21 protein-coding genes and 1 pseudogene are annotated in these 20,282 nt (G+C 58.5%); 7 read left to right on the plus strand and 15 right to left on the minus strand.

Annotation, left to right across the window (positions count from 1 at the left end; all coding sequences use genetic code 11):
- Positions 1–182: pseudogene (locus PRI8871_RS15205) on the plus strand (aldehyde dehydrogenase (NADP(+))); the annotation flags it as partial.
- Between the two features lie 565 nt (positions 183–747).
- On the opposite strand, the gene PRI8871_RS15210 reads toward PRI8871_RS15205, so the two are convergent.
- The 7 genes from PRI8871_RS15210 to PRI8871_RS15240 all read right to left on the minus strand — a co-directional run bounded on the left by PRI8871_RS15210 (position 748) and on the right by PRI8871_RS15240 (position 7,267).
- Entirely contained in the window at positions 748–1,731 is a 984-nt protein-coding gene (locus PRI8871_RS15210; protein WP_108887101.1) for a DUF6976 family protein, read from the minus strand.
- A gap of 10 nt (positions 1,732–1,741) precedes the next feature.
- Positions 1,742–1,948, minus strand: a complete 207-nt coding sequence (locus tag PRI8871_RS15215; RefSeq protein WP_108887102.1) for a hypothetical protein — start codon at positions 1,946–1,948, stop codon at positions 1,742–1,744.
- A 114-nt stretch (positions 1,949–2,062) separates the two neighbouring features.
- On the minus strand, positions 2,063–3,277 hold the full coding sequence (locus PRI8871_RS15220; protein ID WP_108887103.1) for an NADP-dependent isocitrate dehydrogenase: 1,215 nt from the start codon (positions 3,275–3,277) through the stop codon (positions 2,063–2,065).
- Between the two features lie 89 nt (positions 3,278–3,366).
- The gene (locus PRI8871_RS15225) at positions 3,367–4,578 is read right to left on the minus strand and encodes a multidrug effflux MFS transporter (RefSeq protein WP_108887104.1); all 1,212 of its coding nucleotides are present in this window, start codon (positions 4,576–4,578) and stop codon (positions 3,367–3,369) included.
- 115 nt (positions 4,579–4,693) lie between these two features.
- Positions 4,694–5,059: a potassium channel family protein gene (locus tag PRI8871_RS15230; protein WP_108887105.1), complete on the minus strand. Its 366-nt coding sequence runs from the start codon at positions 5,057–5,059 to the stop codon at positions 4,694–4,696.
- 4 nt (positions 5,060–5,063) lie between these two features.
- Positions 5,064–5,696, minus strand: a complete 633-nt coding sequence (locus PRI8871_RS15235) for a DsbA family oxidoreductase (protein ID WP_108887106.1) — start codon at positions 5,694–5,696, stop codon at positions 5,064–5,066.
- A 65-nt stretch (positions 5,697–5,761) separates the two neighbouring features.
- Positions 5,762–7,267, minus strand: a complete 1,506-nt coding sequence (locus PRI8871_RS15240) for a class I adenylate-forming enzyme family protein (RefSeq protein WP_108887107.1) — start codon at positions 7,265–7,267, stop codon at positions 5,762–5,764.
- A 68-nt stretch (positions 7,268–7,335) separates the two neighbouring features.
- On the opposite strand from PRI8871_RS15240, the gene PRI8871_RS15245 reads away from it, so the two are divergent.
- Complete coding sequence (locus PRI8871_RS15245) at positions 7,336–7,962, plus strand: helix-turn-helix domain-containing protein (protein WP_108887108.1); 627 nt, start codon at positions 7,336–7,338, stop codon at positions 7,960–7,962.
- Positions 7,963–7,964: 2 nt separating this feature from the next.
- Here the strand turns inward: PRI8871_RS15245 and PRI8871_RS15250 are convergent, their stop codons facing one another.
- The 3 genes from PRI8871_RS15250 to PRI8871_RS15260 form a co-directional block, all read right to left on the minus strand.
- On the minus strand, positions 7,965–8,180 hold the full coding sequence (locus PRI8871_RS15250) for a hypothetical protein (RefSeq protein ID WP_146188695.1): 216 nt from the start codon (positions 8,178–8,180) through the stop codon (positions 7,965–7,967).
- Positions 8,181–8,241: 61 nt separating this feature from the next.
- The gene (locus tag PRI8871_RS15255) at positions 8,242–8,361 is read right to left on the minus strand and encodes an entericidin EcnA/B family protein (RefSeq protein ID WP_108887110.1); all 120 of its coding nucleotides are present in this window, start codon (positions 8,359–8,361) and stop codon (positions 8,242–8,244) included.
- Complete coding sequence (locus PRI8871_RS15260; RefSeq protein WP_245897882.1) at positions 8,358–10,166, minus strand: extracellular solute-binding protein; 1,809 nt, start codon at positions 10,164–10,166, stop codon at positions 8,358–8,360. The genes PRI8871_RS15255 and PRI8871_RS15260 overlap by 4 nt, the downstream gene beginning before the upstream one ends.
- Positions 10,167–10,467: 301 nt before the next feature.
- On the opposite strand from PRI8871_RS15260, the gene PRI8871_RS15265 reads away from it, so the two are divergent.
- Positions 10,468–11,241, plus strand: a complete 774-nt coding sequence (locus PRI8871_RS15265; protein WP_108887112.1) for a 3-hydroxybutyrate dehydrogenase — start codon at positions 10,468–10,470, stop codon at positions 11,239–11,241.
- Between the two features lie 138 nt (positions 11,242–11,379).
- Complete coding sequence (locus PRI8871_RS15270) at positions 11,380–12,411, plus strand: patatin-like phospholipase family protein (RefSeq protein ID WP_108887113.1); 1,032 nt, start codon at positions 11,380–11,382, stop codon at positions 12,409–12,411.
- On the opposite strand, the gene PRI8871_RS15275 is transcribed toward PRI8871_RS15270, so the two are convergent.
- The 3 genes from PRI8871_RS15275 to PRI8871_RS15285 all read right to left on the minus strand — a co-directional run bounded on the left by PRI8871_RS15275 (position 12,408) and on the right by PRI8871_RS15285 (position 14,990).
- Positions 12,408–13,106: a DUF502 domain-containing protein gene (locus PRI8871_RS15275; RefSeq protein ID WP_108887114.1), complete on the minus strand. Its 699-nt coding sequence runs from the start codon at positions 13,104–13,106 to the stop codon at positions 12,408–12,410. The genes PRI8871_RS15270 and PRI8871_RS15275 overlap by 4 nt on opposite strands.
- Before the next feature lie 82 nt (positions 13,107–13,188).
- Positions 13,189–14,100 (minus strand): pseudouridine-5'-phosphate glycosidase, encoded by a 912-nt coding sequence (locus PRI8871_RS15280; protein WP_108887115.1) that lies wholly within the window; start codon positions 14,098–14,100, stop codon positions 13,189–13,191.
- Positions 14,097–14,990 (minus strand): PfkB family carbohydrate kinase, encoded by an 894-nt coding sequence (locus PRI8871_RS15285; protein WP_108887116.1) that lies wholly within the window; start codon positions 14,988–14,990, stop codon positions 14,097–14,099. The genes PRI8871_RS15280 and PRI8871_RS15285 overlap by 4 nt, the downstream gene beginning before the upstream one ends.
- A gap of 190 nt (positions 14,991–15,180) precedes the next feature.
- Here PRI8871_RS15285 and PRI8871_RS15290 point away from each other — a divergent pair, with 190 nt between their 5' ends.
- The gene (locus PRI8871_RS15290) at positions 15,181–16,485 is read left to right on the plus strand and encodes a HupE/UreJ family protein (protein WP_108887117.1); all 1,305 of its coding nucleotides are present in this window, start codon (positions 15,181–15,183) and stop codon (positions 16,483–16,485) included.
- Here the strand turns inward: PRI8871_RS15290 and PRI8871_RS15295 are convergent.
- On the minus strand, positions 16,482–17,051 hold the full coding sequence (locus PRI8871_RS15295; protein ID WP_108887118.1) for a helix-hairpin-helix domain-containing protein: 570 nt from the start codon (positions 17,049–17,051) through the stop codon (positions 16,482–16,484). The two genes, PRI8871_RS15290 and PRI8871_RS15295, sit on opposite strands and share 4 nt — an antisense overlap.
- Before the next feature lie 235 nt (positions 17,052–17,286).
- Between PRI8871_RS15295 and rpsB the strand changes: the two genes are divergently transcribed.
- Both rpsB and tsf read left to right on the plus strand, forming a co-directional pair.
- Entirely contained in the window at positions 17,287–18,051 is a 765-nt protein-coding gene (gene rpsB / locus PRI8871_RS15300; RefSeq protein ID WP_108887119.1) for a 30S ribosomal protein S2, read from the plus strand.
- A gap of 84 nt (positions 18,052–18,135) precedes the next feature.
- A complete protein-coding gene (gene tsf / locus PRI8871_RS15305; protein ID WP_108887120.1) occupies positions 18,136–19,011 on the plus strand; it encodes a translation elongation factor Ts in 876 nt (291 codons plus the stop codon).
- 478 nt (positions 19,012–19,489) lie between these two features.
- Here tsf and PRI8871_RS15310 read toward each other — a convergent pair whose 3' ends face one another.
- Positions 19,490–20,251 (minus strand): LuxR family transcriptional regulator, encoded by a 762-nt coding sequence (locus PRI8871_RS15310; RefSeq protein WP_108887121.1) that lies wholly within the window; start codon positions 20,249–20,251, stop codon positions 19,490–19,492.
- Positions 20,252–20,282: the final 31 nt, after the last annotated feature.

Consider the following 20,282-nt stretch of genomic DNA (forward strand, 5'->3'; position numbering starts at 1 on the left):
TGGCCAACGGATTCCCCACCGGGGTTGAGGTGGCCGACACCATGGTCCACGGCGGCCCGTACCCGGCCTCCACCAACTTTGGCGCAACCTCGGTCGGAACCCTGTCCATCCGCCGCTTCCTGCGCCCAGTCTGCTACCAGAACATCCCAGACAACATCCTGCCGACTGACTTGCAGGGATAAGACACGAAAGGCCTCGCATAGATTGCGGGGCCTTTGAAATAAACACCGGTTCAAAGACGCAAAAAGCCTGAGTGGGACATTCCCACTCAGGCTTTACTGCATATGCGTTTGGCCATTCATTGGCCGGTCATCGTAACTTGAAGAACACCAAAACGTGCATGGTTGATGCTGGTTGAATTCGCCGCGACTTGCGCGGAAACCATCCTCGAAAATCAGTACTGAACCACCGGTTCTTCCGAATTTTCTTTGTCTTTTCCGAACGCTACCAGGTCCAGAGCTGCAACTGTTGCCATGCCGATGAGGAAGATCATTTTTCGTATCCTTCAAATTCGGCCCCCACAGACTGAATACGAAATGGGCGAAATTGTGGCAAGCAAAAGGCTGAGAAAAGCCACAATTTGCCCCAATTGCCTTAATTTTGTTTCCTCATGCAAAATGATCTTCTGGAATGCGAAAAACTCACTCTTAACGAGAAACAAGCATAGCGGGAATCGGGCGCGCCTCGCCCGAATCTAGGCAAATAAGGACGGTCGCTCCGACCGCCCTTGCCACAATTCAGTCCAAATCAGGCCGCCTTGACATCCAGACGCACCAAAGTCTGGTTGAGCAGGATGTAGGCAATCTCACCGAAGGTGATGGGGCCGGTGAAGGCACCGGTGGTTTTGCCCTCCAACTCGCCATGCAGATAATTGAGGATGCAGTTGCACGAATACTGGTTCTCGGCGGCATTGGCCGTCTTGTCCGCGAAAGCGGCGGCGTAGTTGTCCAGCGCGCTGGCCTGACGGTATTCGACGCCCGCCATGACCGGCGCATAGAAGGCCACCTTGCCGGTGTCCGTGTCGACCGCCTGAACCGAGACATTGACCAAGGCCCCGGCGTAATTGGCCACCAGCGGCAGGCGCGTATCAAGCGTGTTGTCGGTGATGTACTGCGCCAGATTAACGGTCTCACCGTTGACCTTGGCGGTGGTGGCCTCAAACCCAGTGTCTTCGAACACAAAGGTGGTGCCGGTGTCAGCTCGGCTGAAGATATTGACGATATCGACATTGACCGACTTGCCCGAATCCAGCGTCACATGCAGCACAACCGCGCCGTCGTCATGTGCCAGCCCTGTTGCGCCATCAAAGACCTTGGGGGCTTTGCTGCCGATCTCATCGACATGAACACCCGCGATCCAGCCCACCAGCGGCTGATTGAACAGGCCCGGATAGGATTGGCCATCTATCGCAAAGGCGCTGTGGGCCGATGAAAAGGCGGGGATCAGGACAACGCTATAGCCGCCCGGCTGATAGCCATCGGCAATGGTGGCAAGATCGGCGGCGGGCACATGGCGCGGGGTGGCCGCTGCGGCATCGGTGAGCGTGGTGCAGAACACACGATCGCGGATGGTAGCGCCCCCGGTGTCGGTCACGAAATAGACCGAGGTTCCGCCGATCCAGTTGCCTTTGGGAAGCTGGGCCAAAAGCGCTTCGTCGCCTGCAATCGCCAGAACATCGCCAGCGGTGATACGCTCCGCCGCTTCCGCGACGCTCAGAAGTTCGTTTTTCATGATTGGTTCCTTACAGGCTGGCCAGATCGCTGGCGGCGTAGTCATTGGCGCTGACGAAATCTTTCAGCTCTTGCAGCTTTGCACCAAGCAGCGCGTTGTTGTTGCTGATCTCAATACGCAGACGGCTGACAACGATCCGCGTCGCCAAAGACGCCGACGACAACTCGGCGGAAGACAGCAGTAATTGCTGTAATTTTGAATCAGGGGGCAGGGCCATAAAATGTTCGATCCTTGTTTGGTGGGGGCCAAGGACAAGAACGGAAGCGGCATACACGTTTTTTGGAATTGTTCGGCCCGCAGAAACACGTCATGCGGGCCGAATTGGATTGTTTTACCCGGCCAATGCGCGGTTCAGGTTTTCATCAATCTTCTCAAGGAAGCCCATGGTGGTCAGCCAGCCTTGGTTCGGGCCGACCAGCAGCGCCAGATCCTTGGTCATCGATCCGGATTCCACCGTTTCCACAACCACCCGTTCCAGCGTCGTGGCAAATTTCATCAACGCGTCGTTCTGGTCTAGCTTGGCACGGTGCTTCAGCCCGCCGGTCCAGGCATAGATCGACGCGATCGAGTTGGTCGATGTCGCCTCGCCGCGCTGGTGTTGACGGTAGTGGCGGGTGACGGTGCCATGGGCGGCCTCGGCCTCGACGATCTTGCCATCAGGCGTCATCAGCTGCGAGGTCATCAATCCGAGCGAGCCATAGCCCTGCGCCACCGTATCGGACTGCACATCGCCATCGTAGTTCTTACAGGCCCAGACATAGCCGCCCGACCATTTCAACGAACTGGCGACCATATCGTCAATCAGGCGGTGTTCGTACCACAGGCCTTTTTCTTTGAACTGATCTTCGAATTCGGCCTCAAACACCTCTTGGAACAAGTCTTTGAACCGGCCGTCATAGGCTTTGATGATGGTGTTCTTGGTCGACAGATAGACCGGCCATCCCAGCGACAGGCCATAGTTTAACGATGCGCGGGCGAAGTCGCGGATCGAGTCGTCAAGGTTGTACATTGCCATGGTCACCCCGGCGGAGGGTGCGTCATAGACTTCGCGTTCGATGATGGTGCCATCTTCGCCTTCGAACTTCAGGGTGATCTTACCCTTGCCCGGAAAGCGGAAATCGGTGGCTTTGTACTGATCGCCAAAGGCGTGGCGGCCAACGACAACGGGTTTGGTCCAGCCCGGCACAAGGCGCGGGACGTTCTTGCAGATGATCGGCTGGCGGAAGACCACACCGCCAAGGATGTTGCGGATGGTCCCGTTCGGACTGCGCCACATCTTTTTCAGGCCGAATTCTTCGACACGCGCCTCATCCGGGGTGATGGTCGCGCATTTGACTGCCACACCGACCTCTTTGGTCTTTTCGGCGGCGTCGATGGTGATTTGATCATCGGTCCGGTCGCGTTCTTCGATCCCGAGATCGTAATACAGCAGATCGATATCAAGATAGGGCAGGATCAGCTTTTGCTTGATGAAGTCCCACATGATGCGGGTCATTTCATCGCCGTCCATCTCAACCATTGGGTTGGTGACTTTGATTTTGGACATGGGGCACCCTTTACGGTCCAAGGAGGAATGCGCCCCATGTACTCTCTTTTCGTCGCGATGCCAAGGATTGTATGCGACTGTATACCAACTTATTCCGCTGGGATCGGATCCGATACACGGGTGACATGGCGCATCACCAATACACCGGCCAACGCCAGAACGGCATAGCTGGCAGTGATCGGGATCAGCGTGCCGTCAAACATCAACCCAATCGGCGCGGCCAGCAAAACGGCGATGACCGTGGACACAGCGCCAATGACTGACGCGGCCGACCCGGCGATGTGGCCCAAAGGCTCCATCGTGATGGCGTTCAGGTTGCCCATGGTTAGACCCGCAGTGAAGAACACCGAGGTTTGCCAGATCAGGAAGACGACGAAGAGCGTACCGATCCCAACGCCAGACAGTGCCACGATCAAGGTAACGGTCGAAATCACCAGTTGTGCTGCAAAGACAAAGGTCACAATTGCCCGCATCCCCAGACGCATCACCAGCGCGGCGTTGATCATGCTGGACGTCGCCGAAATGATCGCGATGGCCCCAAAATAGAGCGGGAAGCTGTCGGCCTTGTCAAAGATCACATCATAGATCTGCTGAACCGAGGAAATCATCGCGAAGATCAGGGAAAAGCCGATGGATTGCGCGATGATCGACCAGACCACAACCGGGCGGCTGGCCATGTCCTGACAGGCGTGTTTGAGCGTCGAAAACCGGAACTTCACGCGGTTTTCCCGCGCCAACGTTTCCGGCATCCGCAGACCCAGCCACAGGCAGGACAGTGCCGAGAACAGGATAAAGGCGATAAAGATCGCACGCCATCCGGCAAAGGCAATCACCACCGCGCCAATCGACGGGGCAAGGGCGGGCACCATGGTAAAGACCATCATCACAAAGGACATGATCCGCGCCATGGCACGGCCAGAATACAGATCGCGGGTGATCGCCAGCGAAACAACGCGCGGACCGGCGGCACCGAGGCCCTGAATGACACGGGACACCAGCATCAGTTCCAGCGTGTTGGCGTAGTAGGCCAAGGCAGAACCCACGATATACAGCGCAGCACCGCCCAGCACCAAGGGCTTGCGCCCCCATGCGTCGGACATCGGGCCGGTGAACAGCGTGCCAACCCCCATGCCCAGCACAAAGCTGGTCAGGACAAGTTGCGCATTGTTGATATTGTCGGGCGTCAGCTCTTGCGCGATTTCGGGCAGGGCTGGCAACATCGAGTCGATGGAAAAGGCGATTGTCGCGAATAGCATCGCCATAATGGCGATGAATTCCAATCGAGAAACTTGAGCAGGCATTGGCGTCTCCTAATCCAAGACACCTAGCACCCAAGGCGGTTTCTGAACAGTTCGGTTTAGAAGATACCACCCTTGCATATGGCGCATAGCTCGCATGCATCTTTGACGGGTGTGACTATTCTTCCTCTTTCGGCCTGATATGCGGGGCGTCGTCGAAATTGGCCGGGTCCGCATGGGCGCTGAGGTGTTGATACAGCATGTCTATGTGTTCTTCACGCTTGCGCATGGCAAAAGCGCCGAACTGCTGAATGACCACGGCAAAGACGCCCAGACCGATAAAGATATAGACGGTCGTGCCGATCTTGCCCAAATCCGTTTCCGGCACCAAAGACCCATAGCCGACCGTCGACAACGTGACGACCGAAAAGAAATAGCTGTCGATCCAGCTCCAACCCTCAACCCGGTGAAAGAACACCGTGCCGGATGCGACGATCGCAAATAGGGTCAGTGCCAGAGTGGTCAGCCGCAACCAAGTTTTCATCGGCTCAGGCCTGTTGCACCAGCTCGTCCATGACCTTCAGCCAAAGTTCGGTCGACTGAGCGCCCGGCACCGCGTGTTGTCCCGCCACGATAAAGGTCGGAACCGAGGTCACGCCCATGCCCCGTGCGGCGGCATCGCGTTCCACCGTTTCGCGCACATCCGCATCACTGCCCAGCAGGCGCAAGATCATCGAGGCATCCAGCCCGTTGCCATCGGCAATATCGGCCAGAACCTCGTGATCGCCAATATCGCGGCCATCTTTGAAATAGGCTTTGAACAGGGCCGACACGACCGGCGTCTGCACGCCCTCAACGCCCGCCCAGTGGATCAAACGATGCGCATCGAGCGTATTTGGCGTGCGTTGGATCGCCTCTAGGTTCAGATCCAGCCCCGCCGATTTGGAGTGTTCCACCACGGGTGTATAGGCCTGAACCGCGCCATCCTGACCGCCGAATTTCGTTTCAAGATATTCGCGCCGATCAATGCCGCCCTTGGGCATATCGGGGTTCAATTGGAACGGATGCCAGCGCACGGTGAAGGGATGATCGGGGCGCTGTTCCAACGCGCGATCAAGATAGGTTTTCCCGATAAAGCACCAAGGGCAGATCGGATCGGACATGATATCAAGCGTGACCATTCCGGCCTCCGTTTCAAAAATTCAACGCATAACCCTTTGGATAGGGCTTTTGCGCGTTTGATATTTCACATTTCGAACAAAGGCTTTAAAGCCTTTCGTAGCAGTTTCCCGTTCGGGTTTTTCGGCAGGGTTTCCAGATATCTGTAAAACCGCGGCTGTTTATACCGGGCAAGGCGCGGCTCGGCATAGGCAATCAGCGCCTCTTCGGAGAGCGGCTCTGGCCCGGTGTAGAAAGCCCCGATCAGGCGCACATCCTCTTTGACCTCGATGTCGGTGACGCCGATTTCGGTGATGCCGGGATGCCCGATCAGCGCGGCCTCCACCTCAAGCGGTGAGACGCGGAAACCGCCCGCGTTCATCATGTCATCGTCGCGGCCCATATAATGGATCTGGCCGGTCTCGTCCATCTGGCCCTGATCGCCGGTCAGGAACCAGTCGCCTTGGAACTTGCCCGCGGTTGCCTCAGGCGCGCCGACATATCCCAGCATCAAACCGGGGTCGTCGCGGTGCACGGCAATGACGCCGGGCGAACCAATCGGGCAGGGACCATCATCGCCCAGAATGGCGATGCGGCGGCCCTTTTGCGGGGTGCCCAAGGCACCATCCCGCGACGGGTGCGATGGTGAGGATGAGATAAAGGTCGAACATTCGGACATGCCGTATGCCTCGTAAATCTCGGTCCCGGTGGCGGCACGCCAGTCGTCGCGAATATGGTCAGACAGCTTTTCACCAGCCGCGAGCCCGTGGCGCAGTTTCGGCAAGGCAATCGGCTGTTTCAGCAAGGTGCGATAGACCCCCGGCACGGCAGCAAAGAGGCTGGCCTCATGCCGCTTCAGCAGCAGCGGAAGTTCTTTCGGCGCGATCCCATCGCCGGGGATCAGCGCGGTCGCACCGCAGGTCCACGGGTCCATCAGCCCGGTGCCAAGCGTAAAGGTCCAGTTGAAGGCACCCGCGTGTAGCAAACGGTCTTCGGCCGTCATCTCATACCAGCCGTCGATCATCATCTGACGCGCCCACACCGCGCGATGCGCATGACCCACGGCGCGGGGGATGCCCGAGGTGCCCGAGGTATAGATAATGTAACATAAGCGATTTGGATCACCCATGTCGTAGGGCGCAGGCGGCAGGGTCCGCCAGTCTTTCATCTGTTCAGTCGTCAGGACCGGCACGTCGGTCTTTGGGCAAGGCACGCCCGCCGCATGGACAATCGCCGCCGGTTGCATGGCGTCGATGATCTTGGTGACTTCGGCTTCTGTCAGCTGCGATGAGGTCGGGATCGGGATGATGCCAACCGCTATTGCACCCAGATAGGCCAGCGGAAAATCAACCGTGTTTCCAAGCCGCATCAATAGCTTGTCGCCCGGTTCTAACCCAGATGCCAACAGCCCCGCACCGGTGCCAAGAACCGCCTCGGTCAAACGGGCATAGCTCCAACGCTCTGCGCCCGACAGGCTCAGGATCGACAGGGCGATTTTGTCTGGCGTGGTTTGACCCGCCGCCAGGACATGCGCCGCGAAATTGAAGGGCGCGGGGCAAGGCGCAAAGGCCCCGTGATCGAAAACAGATGTCATAGCGATGGATTACGCCGCCCCAAGACGTGTTGCAAGCATTCCGGCGGATGCCTATAGATTCCGGCACTATGACCGAACGTGACCCCAAAAGCCTGATCCGAATCGCGCGCGAGAGCGGCGTGGACGAACATGTCGAACCGCTCAACCTTGGTGAGCGGGTGCGCGAGCTGCGCAAAGAACGCGACTGGACGCTGGAACAGGCGGCCAAAGAGGCAGGTCTTGCCCGGTCCACCCTGTCCAAGATCGAAAACGGCCAGATGTCGCCCACCTATGACGCGCTGCGCAAATTGGCGGACGGGCTTCAGATTTCGGTGCCGCAGTTGTTCACGCCCCCGTCCAAGGGGCAGATCAACGGGCGTTTGTCTGTGACCAAGGCGGGTCAAGGCAATGAACACGCCACGGCCACTTATGAACACACGCTGCTTGCGGAAAACCTGACCAAGAAAAAGATGCTGCCCTATCGCGCTTTGGTCCGGGCGCGGTCGATGGATGAATTTGACGGCTGGGTGCGCCACGACGGCGAAGAATTCCTGTATGTTCTGACCGGGGTTATTCGGCTCTATACGGAATTCTATGAACCGATTGAGATGCGGCGCGGGGACTCGGCCTATTATGATTCCACCATGGGCCATAATGTCATCTCGGTCAGTGATGACGATGCGACGATCCTTTGGGTGACATCCCTCGTGACCTGACCCTAGCGGCGCGGACCATCAAAACATTCATCACAGGCTTGCTGCGCCTCTGACGGGGTCAGGTCGTGCAATTGTGCCAGATGATGGGCCAGATCTTCGATCCTGTCAGGCGGCGTTTGCAGCGCCACCTGATCCAAACGGGGGAACCGGCGCTTGAGCAGCGCCAGCGTTGCAGGCCAGTTGCGCTTGGACTCGGACCACATGAGGGAACCTCGCATCACAAGGGATCATGCGGTCAGTATTGCGCGGATCTTTCGGTCTGTTAAGCGAAAGACGGTATCAGAACCAGTTTCGAACGGTTCTTGCCCCACCTGAGATATCCTGACCGATGCCTTCGACGGTCGAGCATCCGACCAAAAGAACCGAAGCCGCAATCAGCGCAACGACACGTAGCGTCATTCTTCCTCCCAGTACCAGACATCTGGCTGCCATCCGATCCAATCCCCGTACATGGGGATAACGTCTGGATATTTCAGCTCTTTGGCATGTGCAACACGGCTGATGTTCCATTGATAGATCGGGATCACGTAACGTCCCGTCGTCAGCACGCGGTCAAGGGCGCGGGCCGCGGCCAGAAAATCGTCATGCGACTCAGAATTGACCAGCTTGTCGATCATCGCCTCAGCTGCGGGGGAATTCATTCCCATCCAGTTGCGCGACCCCGGATCGGTGACGCCCGCGCTGCCCCAGTACAGCATTTGTTCGTTGCCGGGGCTAAGCGACAAGCCGCGCCGGTAATAGGTCATATCGAAGTCATAGGCATTCGTGCGCTCTTTGTACTGGGCGCTATCGACCGTGGTCACGGTGGCGGTGATCCCCATCCGGGTCAGGGCTTGGGTGAACAGGTCAATGATCGCCTCGTTCTCAGCCGAGCCTTGGGCCAGCAGCACGTCAAAGGTAAAGGGCTGCCCGGCGGCGTTCTTCATCACGCCGTCCTGAATGGTCCAGCCCGCTTCGGCCATGATGTCCATGGCTTTGGCAATATTGGCGCGGTTGCGTTCGGACCCGTCCGACACGGGCAGGCTATAGCCGTCCAGCGCACCGGGCAGAAGGTCGGCCGCGAAGGGTTCAAGAAAATCGCGCACGCGGCCTTCGGCGGGCCCATCGCTCATCCCCAGAACCGAGTTTGAGTAATAGGATGTGATGCGCGGCTGTTTGGAACCGGTCATCGCCTCATTGATGAATTCAAAGTTGAACGCATGCATCATCGCATCGCGCACGCGCCAATCCTTGAAGGCATCGCGGCGGGTGTTCATCACAAAACCGGTGATCCCCGACGGGCGCTTATTCTCGATGATCGATTTGACCACATCGCCGTTCTGGATGGCGGGGAAGTCGTATTGGCTATCCCATTTCTCGGCGCTGAATTCGCGGGATGAATTCACAACGCCCGCCTTGAACGCCTCAAACGCGGCAGTGCCATCGGTGTAGAACTCCATCCGCACCTCATCCAGCACGTTGGTGCCTTTGCGGAACGGCAGATCCTTGCCCCAATAGTCCGGGTCGCGTTTGAGACTGACATAACGGCCCGCCTCAAAATCTTCGATCACGTAAGGCGCGGTTGAGATCGGGATATTGTCCAGCCCGGATTCCGTGATGTCCTTGCCGTCCCATTGCGCCTTCTTAAGGATCGGGCGCATGCCAATCACCAAGGCCAATTCGCGGTCTTCGACGTTGAAGGTGAACTTGATCTTATTCGGGCCGGTCTGTTCCATGCTGGCGACCTTGCCCCAGACGCCGTGGTAGCGCGGATGCCCGACGGTGCCGAGCGTTTCATAGCTCCACATCACGTCTTCGACGGTGACGGGGCTGCCGTCCGAGAACCGCGCCTCATCGCGTAGGGTGAATTCCGCCCACTCTCGATTCGGTCCAACCTCGATCGATTCGGCCAAAAGTCCGTAAAGGCTAAAGGGTTCGTCCCAGCTACGGCCCATCAGGCTTTCGTAAGCAAGAAACCGCAACTGCCACGGAACACTGCCTTTCCGGATATGCGGGTTGAGGCTATCGAAGGATCCAGTTTCAGCGGTCACAATTTTGCCACCGGTCGGCGCATCTGCCTTGGCATAGGGCAGGGACACAAAATCAGGTGGCAGGGCCGGGTCGCCATACATAGCTATGCCATGCTTGGGCTCTGCCCATGCGGTACCGACGCCCAGAATTAAGGCGGCGGCTGCCACGGATTGCCGTAGAATCGTGAAACGCATCGTTGCCATTTTGGAAATGATCCCCGCTATCCCTAAGTATGCACTGCCGAGCGTATCGGCGGATTCATGAGATTTCAAACTTTTACCTTGGCTTAGAGCGAGGAATTGCTTATAAAGAAGTCACTGCTCGATAGGTTTCTTGCCTGTATGAAACCTGCCTCAATGACTGAACGCCGGCCTTGTGCCGGCGTTTTTTTGTGCCGAAATGTCGCGCGACATTGGAACCTTTTGGGCGAATACCCCTTATTTTGCTGATGCAGCATGCTAACGTGCGGCAGCAAATCTAGCGGGAGCTTTCCAAATGACACTCAAGGGCAAGACAGCCATCATCACCGGTTCAAACTCGGGAATCGGTCTGGGCGTGGCGCGTGAATTGGCGCGCGCCGGGGCGGATGTTGTGCTGAATTCCTTCACCGACACCGAAGACGATCACGCGTTGGCCAAGGCCTTGGGCGAAGAGTTTGGGGTGACCGGGCGCTACATCAAGGCAGACATGTCCAAAGCCGAAGACTGCCGGGCGCTGGTCGAGCAGGCAGGCCGCTGCGATATTCTGGTGAACAACGCCGGTATTCAGCATGTTGCGCCGATTGATGAGTTTCCGCTGGACAAGTACAACGCGATCATCGCGATCAACCTCAGTTCTGCATTCCATACCACGGCCGCCGCCCTGCCGATGATGCGCAAGGCCGGTTGGGGCCGGGTGGTGAACATTGCTTCGGCCCACGGGTTGACCGCATCGCCGTTCAAATCGGCCTATGTCATGGCCAAGCACGGCGTTGTTGGCCTGAGCAAGGTCACCGCATTGGAGACCGCGCAAGAGCCGATCACCTGCAACGCCATCTGTCCGGGCTATGTTCTGACCCCGCTGGTTGAGGCGCAGATCCCCGACACCATGGCGAAATACGACATGAGCCGTGAGGACGTGATCAAGAAGGTCATGCTGGAACGTCAGCCGTCGAAAGAGTTTGCGACCGTTGAGCAGCTTGGCGGCACGGCGGTGTTCCTGTGTTCGGACGCAGCAGCCCAGATCACCGGCACAACCATCAGCGTCGATGGTGGTTGGACCGCATTGTAAGAGGTTCGGATCGGTCTAGGTGTAAGGTATGGCGGCCCGGGCGGGCCGCCCGACGCGGGGGCTCTGCCCCCGCACCCCCGGGATATTTCAGGTCAGAAAATGACAGGGGCGCAGCGCCCATTTTAGAAGGAGTTCGATTTGATCAAAGTGAACCTCGCCCTGCAGGGCGGCGGCGCGCATGGGGCCTTTACCTGGGGCGTGCTGGACCGGCTGCTTGATGAGGAGGAGATCGAGATCGCCGGGATCTCGGGAACATCGGCCGGTGCGCTCAATGGCGCGGCGGTCAAGGCCGGGATGGCACGTGGCGGGCGTGAGGGGGCCCGAGACGAGCTGAACCGGCTCTGGACGCAGATGGGGGCCCTGGACGATCTGCGCATACCCGAGTGGATGTCGTGGATGATGCCCAATCTTGGCGCTTTGGCGGGCGGGCTGGAATATTCATTGCCCTATACGTTTGCCAATAGCCTGTCGCAGATGGCCTCGCCCTATGTTTGGGGGCCGATGTATCGCAATCCGTTGGAGCGGATTGTGGAGAAGTTCAACTTTGACGATGTGTGCAGTTTGGACGGCCCGCGCCTGTTTGTCTGTGCCACCTGCGTGCGGGACGGGAAAATCCGGGTGTTCACCCGTGACAAGATCTCGACCAGGGCGATTTTGGCGTCGGCCTGTTTGCCAACATTGTTTCAGGCGGTGCATTGCGAAGACCCGGAAACCGGCGCGGATGAAGCGTTTTGGGATGGCGGCTATACCGGCAACCCGGCTTTGTTTCCACTGTTTGAGCCGGATTTGCCGCGCGACGTCTTGATCGTGAACATCAACCCCTTGGTGCGCGAGGATCTGCCGGTCAGCCCGGTGGAAATTCAGAACCGGATCAATGAAATCAGCTTCAATTCGTCCTTGCTGCGCGAATTGCGGGCCATCGCCTTTGTGCAGCGTCTGATTGAGGACGGTGCGATCAAGGACGACGCGATGAAGAATGTCATGGTTCATCTGATTGCCGATGATCAGCTAATGAATGAGCTGTCAGTGGCGACCAAACTGGTGCCCTTACCGGCGGTGTTAATGCAGTTGAAAGAGGCCGGGCGCCGTGCGGCGGGGCGGTTCCTGACCGATCATCGCGACGATCTTGGCAAGCGCCAGACCGCCGATTTGCGGCATATGTTCGGTTAAGACTTCCCAGCCTTCGCGGCGGCCGCAGCTTTGGCCGCCTCGACCTTGTCATTGGGGTAAACCAGCCCGGCCGAAATCACCAGCTTGGCCGCATCTTCCACCGTCATTTCCAGCTCGATCACGTCTTCTTTAGGGAAATACAGCAGAAAGCCTGAGGTCGGGTTGGGGGTGGTGGGCACGAAAATGCTCATCAATTCGCCCGAGGTTTGGGCGCGGTCGCGGACCTCGCCCTTGGCGACGGTGGACACGAAGCCAATGGCCCATATGCCCTTGCGCGGGTATTCTATCAGGCAGGCCTTTTCGAAGCTGCGTTCGGACTGGGCAAAGACGGTTTCGGCGATTTGTTTGACGCCCGAATAGATCGACCGAACCACCGGCATCCGTTCGACCAGAGATTCCGCGAAACGGATCATGGACCGGCCAATCAGGCCCTTGGCCACCCAGCCCACAAAAATGGTGAATAGCAAGAAGATGATGACGCCAACGCCACGCAGGTTGATGCCGATATATTCTTCGGGGTTGAACCGGTCCGGCACCAGCGGCAGCACGAAGCCATCGACCCAGCCCATCAACGTCCAGATCAGCCAAATGGTCATGCCCACCGGGGCGATCACGACGATCCCCGTCAGAAAGCTAGAGCGGAACCGGGCGAATAGGCCAGGGCGTTTTGTTTCGGGGTCGAAAGGTGTGTTCATTGTTGTCCGGTCCGGGGCTTTGGGCCGAACCTAGGTAGCCCCGGCCCGATCCACAATGGTCTAATGCGCGATTGGCGTGATTTCAGGGCAGAGCGCTTAGTTCTTGGGCGATCTGTGCCGCAAGTCGCGCGTTGTTCAGAACCAGCGCGATGTTGGTCTTTAGGGACCGCCCATCCGTCAGTTCGAAAATCCGTTGCAGCAGGAAGGGCGTGACCGATTTGCCGGTGATGCCCTTGGCTTCGGCCTCGGCGGTGGCTTGGGTGATATAGGGCAGCATCACATCGGCGGGGATTTCATCCGCCTCGGGGACCGGATTGGCGATCAGCTGACCGCCGGGCAGGCCAAGCGCGCGGCGCATGGCAAAGGCTTTGGCGATCTGTGCAGGCTGGTCCATGCGCAGTGGCGCCTTGATGCCAGACTCGCGCGACCAAAAGGCGGGCAGAGCGTCTTGGCCCACGGCGATAACTGGCACGCCTTGGGTTTCCAGCACTTCGAGCGTTTTGGGAATGTCGAGGATGGCTTTCGCCCCTGCGGCCACCACGTTCACCGGGGTCTGCGCCAATTCGGGCAGATCGGCCGAGATGTCAAAGCTAAGCTCTGCGCCTTTGTGCACGCCGCCAATGCCGCCCGTGGCAAAGACGGCGATCCCGGCTTGGGCTGCGGCGATCATCGTGGCGGCGACCGTGGTCGCGCCCGTGCCGCCCATCGCCATGCACGCGGCCAGATCGGCCCGGCTGAGTTTGGCGACGTTCTGGGCCTGGGCCAGCGCCACCAGCTGATCGTCGGTCAGACCGATATAAAGCGTGCCGTCCATCACGGCGATGGTGGCCGGTTCCGCCCCAGCATCGCGAACCGTCTGTTCCACCGTTCGCGCCATCTCAAGGTTCTGCGGCCAAGGCATGCCATGGGTGATGATCGTCGATTCCAGCGCCACCACCGGGCGGCCTTGGGCAAGGGCCTCTGCGACGGCGGGCGAAGTTTGGTAAAGGCTCATAGGCCGGTATCTCCTGAAACGTAGGCGGCGGCGGCTTGTAGGGCGCGGTCCAGCGCGGCATCGCGCGGTTGGCCGTCCAGCTCGGCGCTCATATGTGCGGCCATGAAGGTGTCGCCCGCGCCGGTGACGCGCGTGACCAGCACCTTGGGCGGGCATTGGACCAGAACGCCATCGGCGCTGGCATCACAGGCCGGACGGCCCCCATCGGTGACCAAGGCCCGCTGTGCGCCACGTTCCAGCAGCCGTGCACCGGCTTCGGCGGCACTTTTGAATGTGGTCTGGCACAGGATGCCGGCCTCTTCGAGGTTCACATAAAGCATCCCGCGCCCGTTGCGCAGGAAAGGCTGCAACCGCTCGGCCTTGCCGGGCGAGGCGGGGGCGATCCGCAAATCGGCATCGCGGAACATTGCATCACTGGCGATCTGGGTCAGCAGGGCTTCGGTCAGGTTGCCGTCAAGCGCGATGGTCCCGCTATAGGGCGCGGCGCGGCTGGAAAGCGTGCCATTCTCCAACGCGGCCAATATCTTGGCCCCCGCCGCCTCAAGCGAATGGGCATCGGCAATCGCCGCGATCAGCCCGTTCGCGCCCTCGACCGCCATATAGCGATCCGTCGGCAGATCGTCCGATCGGTAGACATGATCACAGACCATCCCCATACGGATACATTCGGCAATCAGCTCATCGCCCTCGGCATCGCGGCCCACTGCCGTTAGCAGGGCCGGGCTGCGGCCAAAGCGGCGCAGCGTCATCGCGATATTCATGGCGACGCCGCCGGGCAGGCGCGTGATGCGGCCCGGAACATCGGCACCTTTTTCCATGTGGCTGGCAGAGCGTCCGATCACATCCCAAAGGACGGACCCGATGCACAAAATATCAGGGCTGTTCGTCATATGCCCTTTATGAAGATGCGCAGCGCAGGCGCAAGACGCCATCTTGGATCACTGGTGTTGATGGTGACAATGCTTTGAACCTGTCACGTTCGATGCAGGAAGCGCAAACAATTGGTTCTGCTGATTTTCACCTTGAACTTTGCGCGCCTCGCTCCATCCTGTGAGGCAACGACCAAGGGGGACTTTCTTCGTGTTTCATCGACTATTCCTGCTGATTGCCGCGCTGTGGTTGCCGCTCTCGGCTCAGGCCCACGAGGTGCAACCCGCGATTGCCGATTTTCAGGTGGAAAACGGCTTTCTGACGCTGGACATGACCATTGCGCTGGAACCAGTCATCGCCGGGGTGAACCTAGACGGGCTGGCCGACACCAACGAGTCGGGCAAAGCCGAAGACGTGGATGCCCTGCGCGCCTTGCCTCCAGATGCGCTAAAGGCCCGGTTCGATACGATCCGCAGTGATTTCCTGTCTGCCATCGCCATCACCACCGACGGCTGGCTGAACAGTCCGGTGACACTGACGGTGGACGTGCCAGAGGTGGGCGAGGTGGATCTGCCGCGCGAAAGCACGCTGCGCATCTTGGCCCCGTTGCCCGCCAATCCGCAGGTGCTCAACATCAAATGGCCTGCTGAATATGGCACGCTTGTGCTGCGTCAGCAGGGCGTCGAGAACCCCTATACCGGCTATCTGACCAGCGGTGAAGGTTCAGGCGATATCGCGCTGGGTGGCGGCGACCAGATGACCGCGCTTGAGGCCTTTACCGGCTATATTCCTGTCGGGTTTGACCACATTCTGCCCAAGGGTCTGGACCATATCCTGTTCGTGCTGGGCCTGTTCTTTTTGTCGTCGCGGCTCAATACGCTGCTGTGGCAGGTGTCGGCCTTTACGCTGGCCCATACCGTGACGCTGGCGCTTGGCGCACTTGGTTATGTAAACATCCCCGGCAGCATTGTGGAGCCGCTCATTGCCGCGTCGATCGTCTATGTCGCTGTCGAAAACATCCTGTCGGACAAGCTGAACAAATGGCGGCCCATGGTGATCTTTGGTTTTGGCCTGCTGCATGGATTGGGCTTTGCGTCGGTTCTGGGCGATTTCGGCCTGCCCGCCGCGCAGTTCATCCCGGCGCTGATCGGGTTTAACATCGGGGTCGAGATCGGCCAGCTGACTGTCATCGCCATGGCCTTCTTGCTGGTCTTTGTCGCGCTGCGAGTGGACAACGGCGATAGCGACGAAAAGTTCGGGATGGTGTTCTATGCCATTCTGGCCGTCATCTTCGCCGCGCTTGGTGTCATCCTAGACGGAGATGGGTTCCGGGACGTGACGGGCGCAAGCGCGCATATCTTCCTTTGGCCGGTGGCAATGCTGTGCGTTCTATGCGCCTTGTCGGCCTATGAGCTGGACAAGCTGAACGCCTATCGCCGCTTTGTTGCGGTTCCGGCCTCAGCCGCCATCGCGCTGGTTGGTGCCTATTGGTTCGTCGAGCGAGTCTTCCTTTAAGACTCGGCCTTCTTTGCCTTTTTGGCTTTGCCCTTAGATTTGGCCTTGGCGGGTTTCGCCTTGGCCTTTTCTTTTTTGGCTTTCTTGGCTTTCTTGGCTTTGGGCGTTTTCTTGTCTGACTTGGGTTTCTCTGCCTTGGATTTTTTGGCCTTCGTCTTGGTCTTCTCGGGTTCCGGTTTTGACTTCTTGGTCGAAGCGGGTTTGACTTTTTCCGCCTTGGCGGCCTTTTTCGATTTCGCCGTCTTCTTGGTCTTCTTCTCAGCCTTCGCCGGTTCCTCAGTCGCTGGTTCGGCAACAGGCGCGGGCTCCTCGGCGGCGCTGTCTTCAATCTCAGCCACCGATTCAGGCGCTTTGACAGGGGCAGGGGCCTCGGTCATGGCGGTGACGTTGCACAAGGCCTGCGCTGCGGTGATCAGGTTTGGGGCTTTGGCCGCCCCGATCCCCGGAATGGCCATCAGGATTTCAGGCGTGGAATTAGCCAATGCCTCAACCGTGGTGATGCCAGCGGTTTCCACACGCCGCGCCATTGCCGGGCCCAAGCCATGAACGTCCAGTAAACTTGCCACGCCGTGTCTCCTTTATATGCTTAACGGAAAGATGACATTTAAACGCCAATTCACCAAGCCTTCGTTTTCCCGGCTTCAGCCCCTTGCAATTGATGGATATCGCGGGTAAGGACGCGCCACTCAATCCCGCAGGTGGGGTCGGGCCCTTGAGGGAGACATCCTCATAAGGTCCACCGGTTGCTCCGAATGGTTCGGACACACCCCGCCGAGGCGTAAACCGGAAAGGATAAGTAGCATGGCTCTTCCCGAGTTCACCATGCGTCAGCTGCTGGAAGCTGGCGTTCACTTTGGTCACCAGACGCAGCGTTGGAACCCCCGTATGGGCGAGTACATTTATGGCTCGCGCAATGGCATCCACATTTTCGACCTGACCCAGACCGTTCCGATGCTGGACCAGGCGCTGAAAGTGGTGCGTGACACCGTTGCACGCGGCGGTCGCATCCTGTTCGTCGGCACCAAGCGTCAGGCCGCTGCGCCGATCGCAGACGCCGCTGAAAAGTCGGCTCAGTATTACATGAACCACCGCTGGCTGGGTGGCACGCTGACCAACTGGCAGACCGTGTCGCAGTCGATCCAGCGTCTGAAGATGATCGACGAAAAGCTGGCCTCGGGCGCAGAAGGCCTGACCAAGAAAGAACGTCTTGGCATGGAACGCGACCAGACCAAACTGCAGGCGTCGCTGGGCGGCATCCGCGAAATGGGCGGTGTGCCGGATCTTCTGTTCATCATCGACGTGAAAAAAGAATCGCTGGCCGTGGCCGAAGCCAACAAGCTGGGCATCCCGGTTGTGGCCGTGGTTGACACCAACTGCGCCCCCGATGGCGTGGATTACGTGATCCCCGGCAACGATGACGCGGCACGCGCCATTTCGATGTATTGCGATCTGGTTTCGCGCGCAGCGATCGACGGCATGACCGCTCAGCTGGGCAACGCCGGCGTTGACCTGGGCGAGTTGGAAGAAGCTCCTGTCGAGGAAACACTGGAACAGGCAGAAGCCTAATCCGATTGTCGCGTAAGCGACATGAAAGCGTGACATTGGGTGCGGCGAAAGCCGCCCCAAAACTCAAACACGAGGAGAGCCGACATGGCCATCAAAGCATCGCAGGTAAAAGAACTGCGTGAAATGACCGGCGCAGGCATGATGGATGCCAAGAAAGCGCTGACCGAAACCGACGGTGACATGGAAGCCGCAATCGACTGGCTGCGCACCAAGGGTCTGGCCAAGGCTGCCAAAAAAGCCGGCCGTACCGCGGCAGAGGGCCTCGTGGCCGTTAAAGTCGACGGCGGCACCGGTGTTGCCGTTGAAGTGAACTCGGAAACCGACTTCGTTGGTAAAAACAAAGAGTTCCAGACCATGGTTGACGGCATCGCGACCGCAGCTCTGGCCGTAGACGACGTTGTCGCACTGGCCGCGGCCAGCATGGGCAGCAAGACCGTTGCAGACGTTCTGACCGATAAAATCGCCACCATCGGCGAAAACATGACCCTGCGCCGGATGGCCAAGGTCAACGGTGAAATCGTTGTGTCCTACGTTCACAACGCAGCCACCGACGGAATGGGCAACATCGGCGTTCTTGTCGCTCTGAACGGCGGCAACGAAGAATTTGGCCGTCAGGTTGCCATGCACATCGCAGCTGCCAACCCGCAGTCGCTGTCGGCAGACGATCTTGACCCGGCCGTGGTCGAAAAAGAGCGTCAGATCCAGATCGACATCGCGCGCGAGTCGGGCAAGCCCGAAGCCGTGATCGAGAAGATGATCGTTGGCCGTATGAACAAGTTCCTGGCCGAAGTCACCCTGCTGGGTCAGAACTTCGTCATCAACCCCGACCTGACCGTTGAGGCCGCCGCAAAAGAAGCTGGCGCCGAGATCGTGGGCTATGTCCGCATGCAGGTTGGCGAAGGTATCGAAAAGAAAGAAGAAGATTTCGCAGCAGAAGTTGCGAAGGCCGTTCAGGGCTAATTCTTTTTCTAGCGTAAAAACAAACGGTGCCGCAGAAATGCGGCACCGTTTTCCTTTTTGTACGCCGCCCACCGTCGGGAAGGATGGGGATGTTGAGGGCAGGGGCGCGATCAATCAGGAAAACGCCGACCACCGGGCAAAAAAATGTGCCCGGCAGCCGACCCCGGATAAACCGGAGAGCAAAGAAGAGCCACGAAATCGCGCGGGTTCTTTCCCCATGTTCCCTGGCAAAAGCCACCACTCACGGAACAAGGACAACTTGCCAATTTACGCATGGTAAATGAAGTCAGGTTTTCCCGACTTTTCCCCGTAGCAGACACGAATTTTTGGTTGCTTTTAAAAAAGCTTTGCAACGTCAAGGCGTTGCAGCATGGGCTAAGCCATCGCCCGGTCGGGGCATATCAAAATTATCAGGGATAATTTTGGTTTGCTGAAATTTTCATCATTTCGGCTCGGTCAAAGTGACCTCACGTCGAAATCAGCTTTCAACCACAAACATTTGATTCTGGAACGCAGCTTTCATAACCGCTTGCGCTGTGGTTTCCACATTCAGCGCCTCGCGCGCCAGCCGCAGGTGTTTTTCAATGGTGGCCTGCGTCAGCCCCATGATCGCGGCGATATCCTGCATGGTCTTTCCATCGCCAACCCATTCCAGCGCTTCACGTTGGCGCTTGGTCAGGCTTTGGTTTGGCGGCGTATAGGGCAGGGTCAGGACCTTCAGGTAAATGATGTTGTTCATCAAGACGATGACCTCACCATGTTCGCGCCAGATCTCATCCGCTTCGGCCTGCGTCATGCCGGGCTTAGCGGTCAGCGCTATTGCGCCCTTGGTCCGTTTGGACACCGACCGGAAGCTGATCGTATAGCCCGCCGTTACACCCATTTCTTGGTTGAGCGCGACAACCCTTTGTTCGGCCTCAGACATTTCGCCCTTGGCCAACATCTCGGCCATCACCGACCAACCAACCGCACCGTCGTTTTCCAAGGCCCAGCGGACCATCGGCGCAGTGCGGTAGTGTTCATCACCGATGAAACGGTCGAGGTAGGCCTTGTCGTGGTTCGACAGGATCAGAAAGTCGTTCGGATCGCCCAGCGAGGTTTCGCCGCGGAACCGTGTGAAGCCAAAGATCAACCGGTCAAACCCATAGCCAGCCATTCGCTCGCAATGGTTGGACCACAGGGTTTCAATCGACGCGGCGTTCGTCAGGTTCAACAATAATTCAACATCATTCGACAGCATAACGGGCCGCAATCCTTGTTTCATTCGGGAT

It is taken from the genome of Pseudoprimorskyibacter insulae (assembly GCF_900302505.1).
GTDB lineage: Bacteria > Pseudomonadota > Alphaproteobacteria > Rhodobacterales > Rhodobacteraceae > Pseudoprimorskyibacter > Pseudoprimorskyibacter insulae.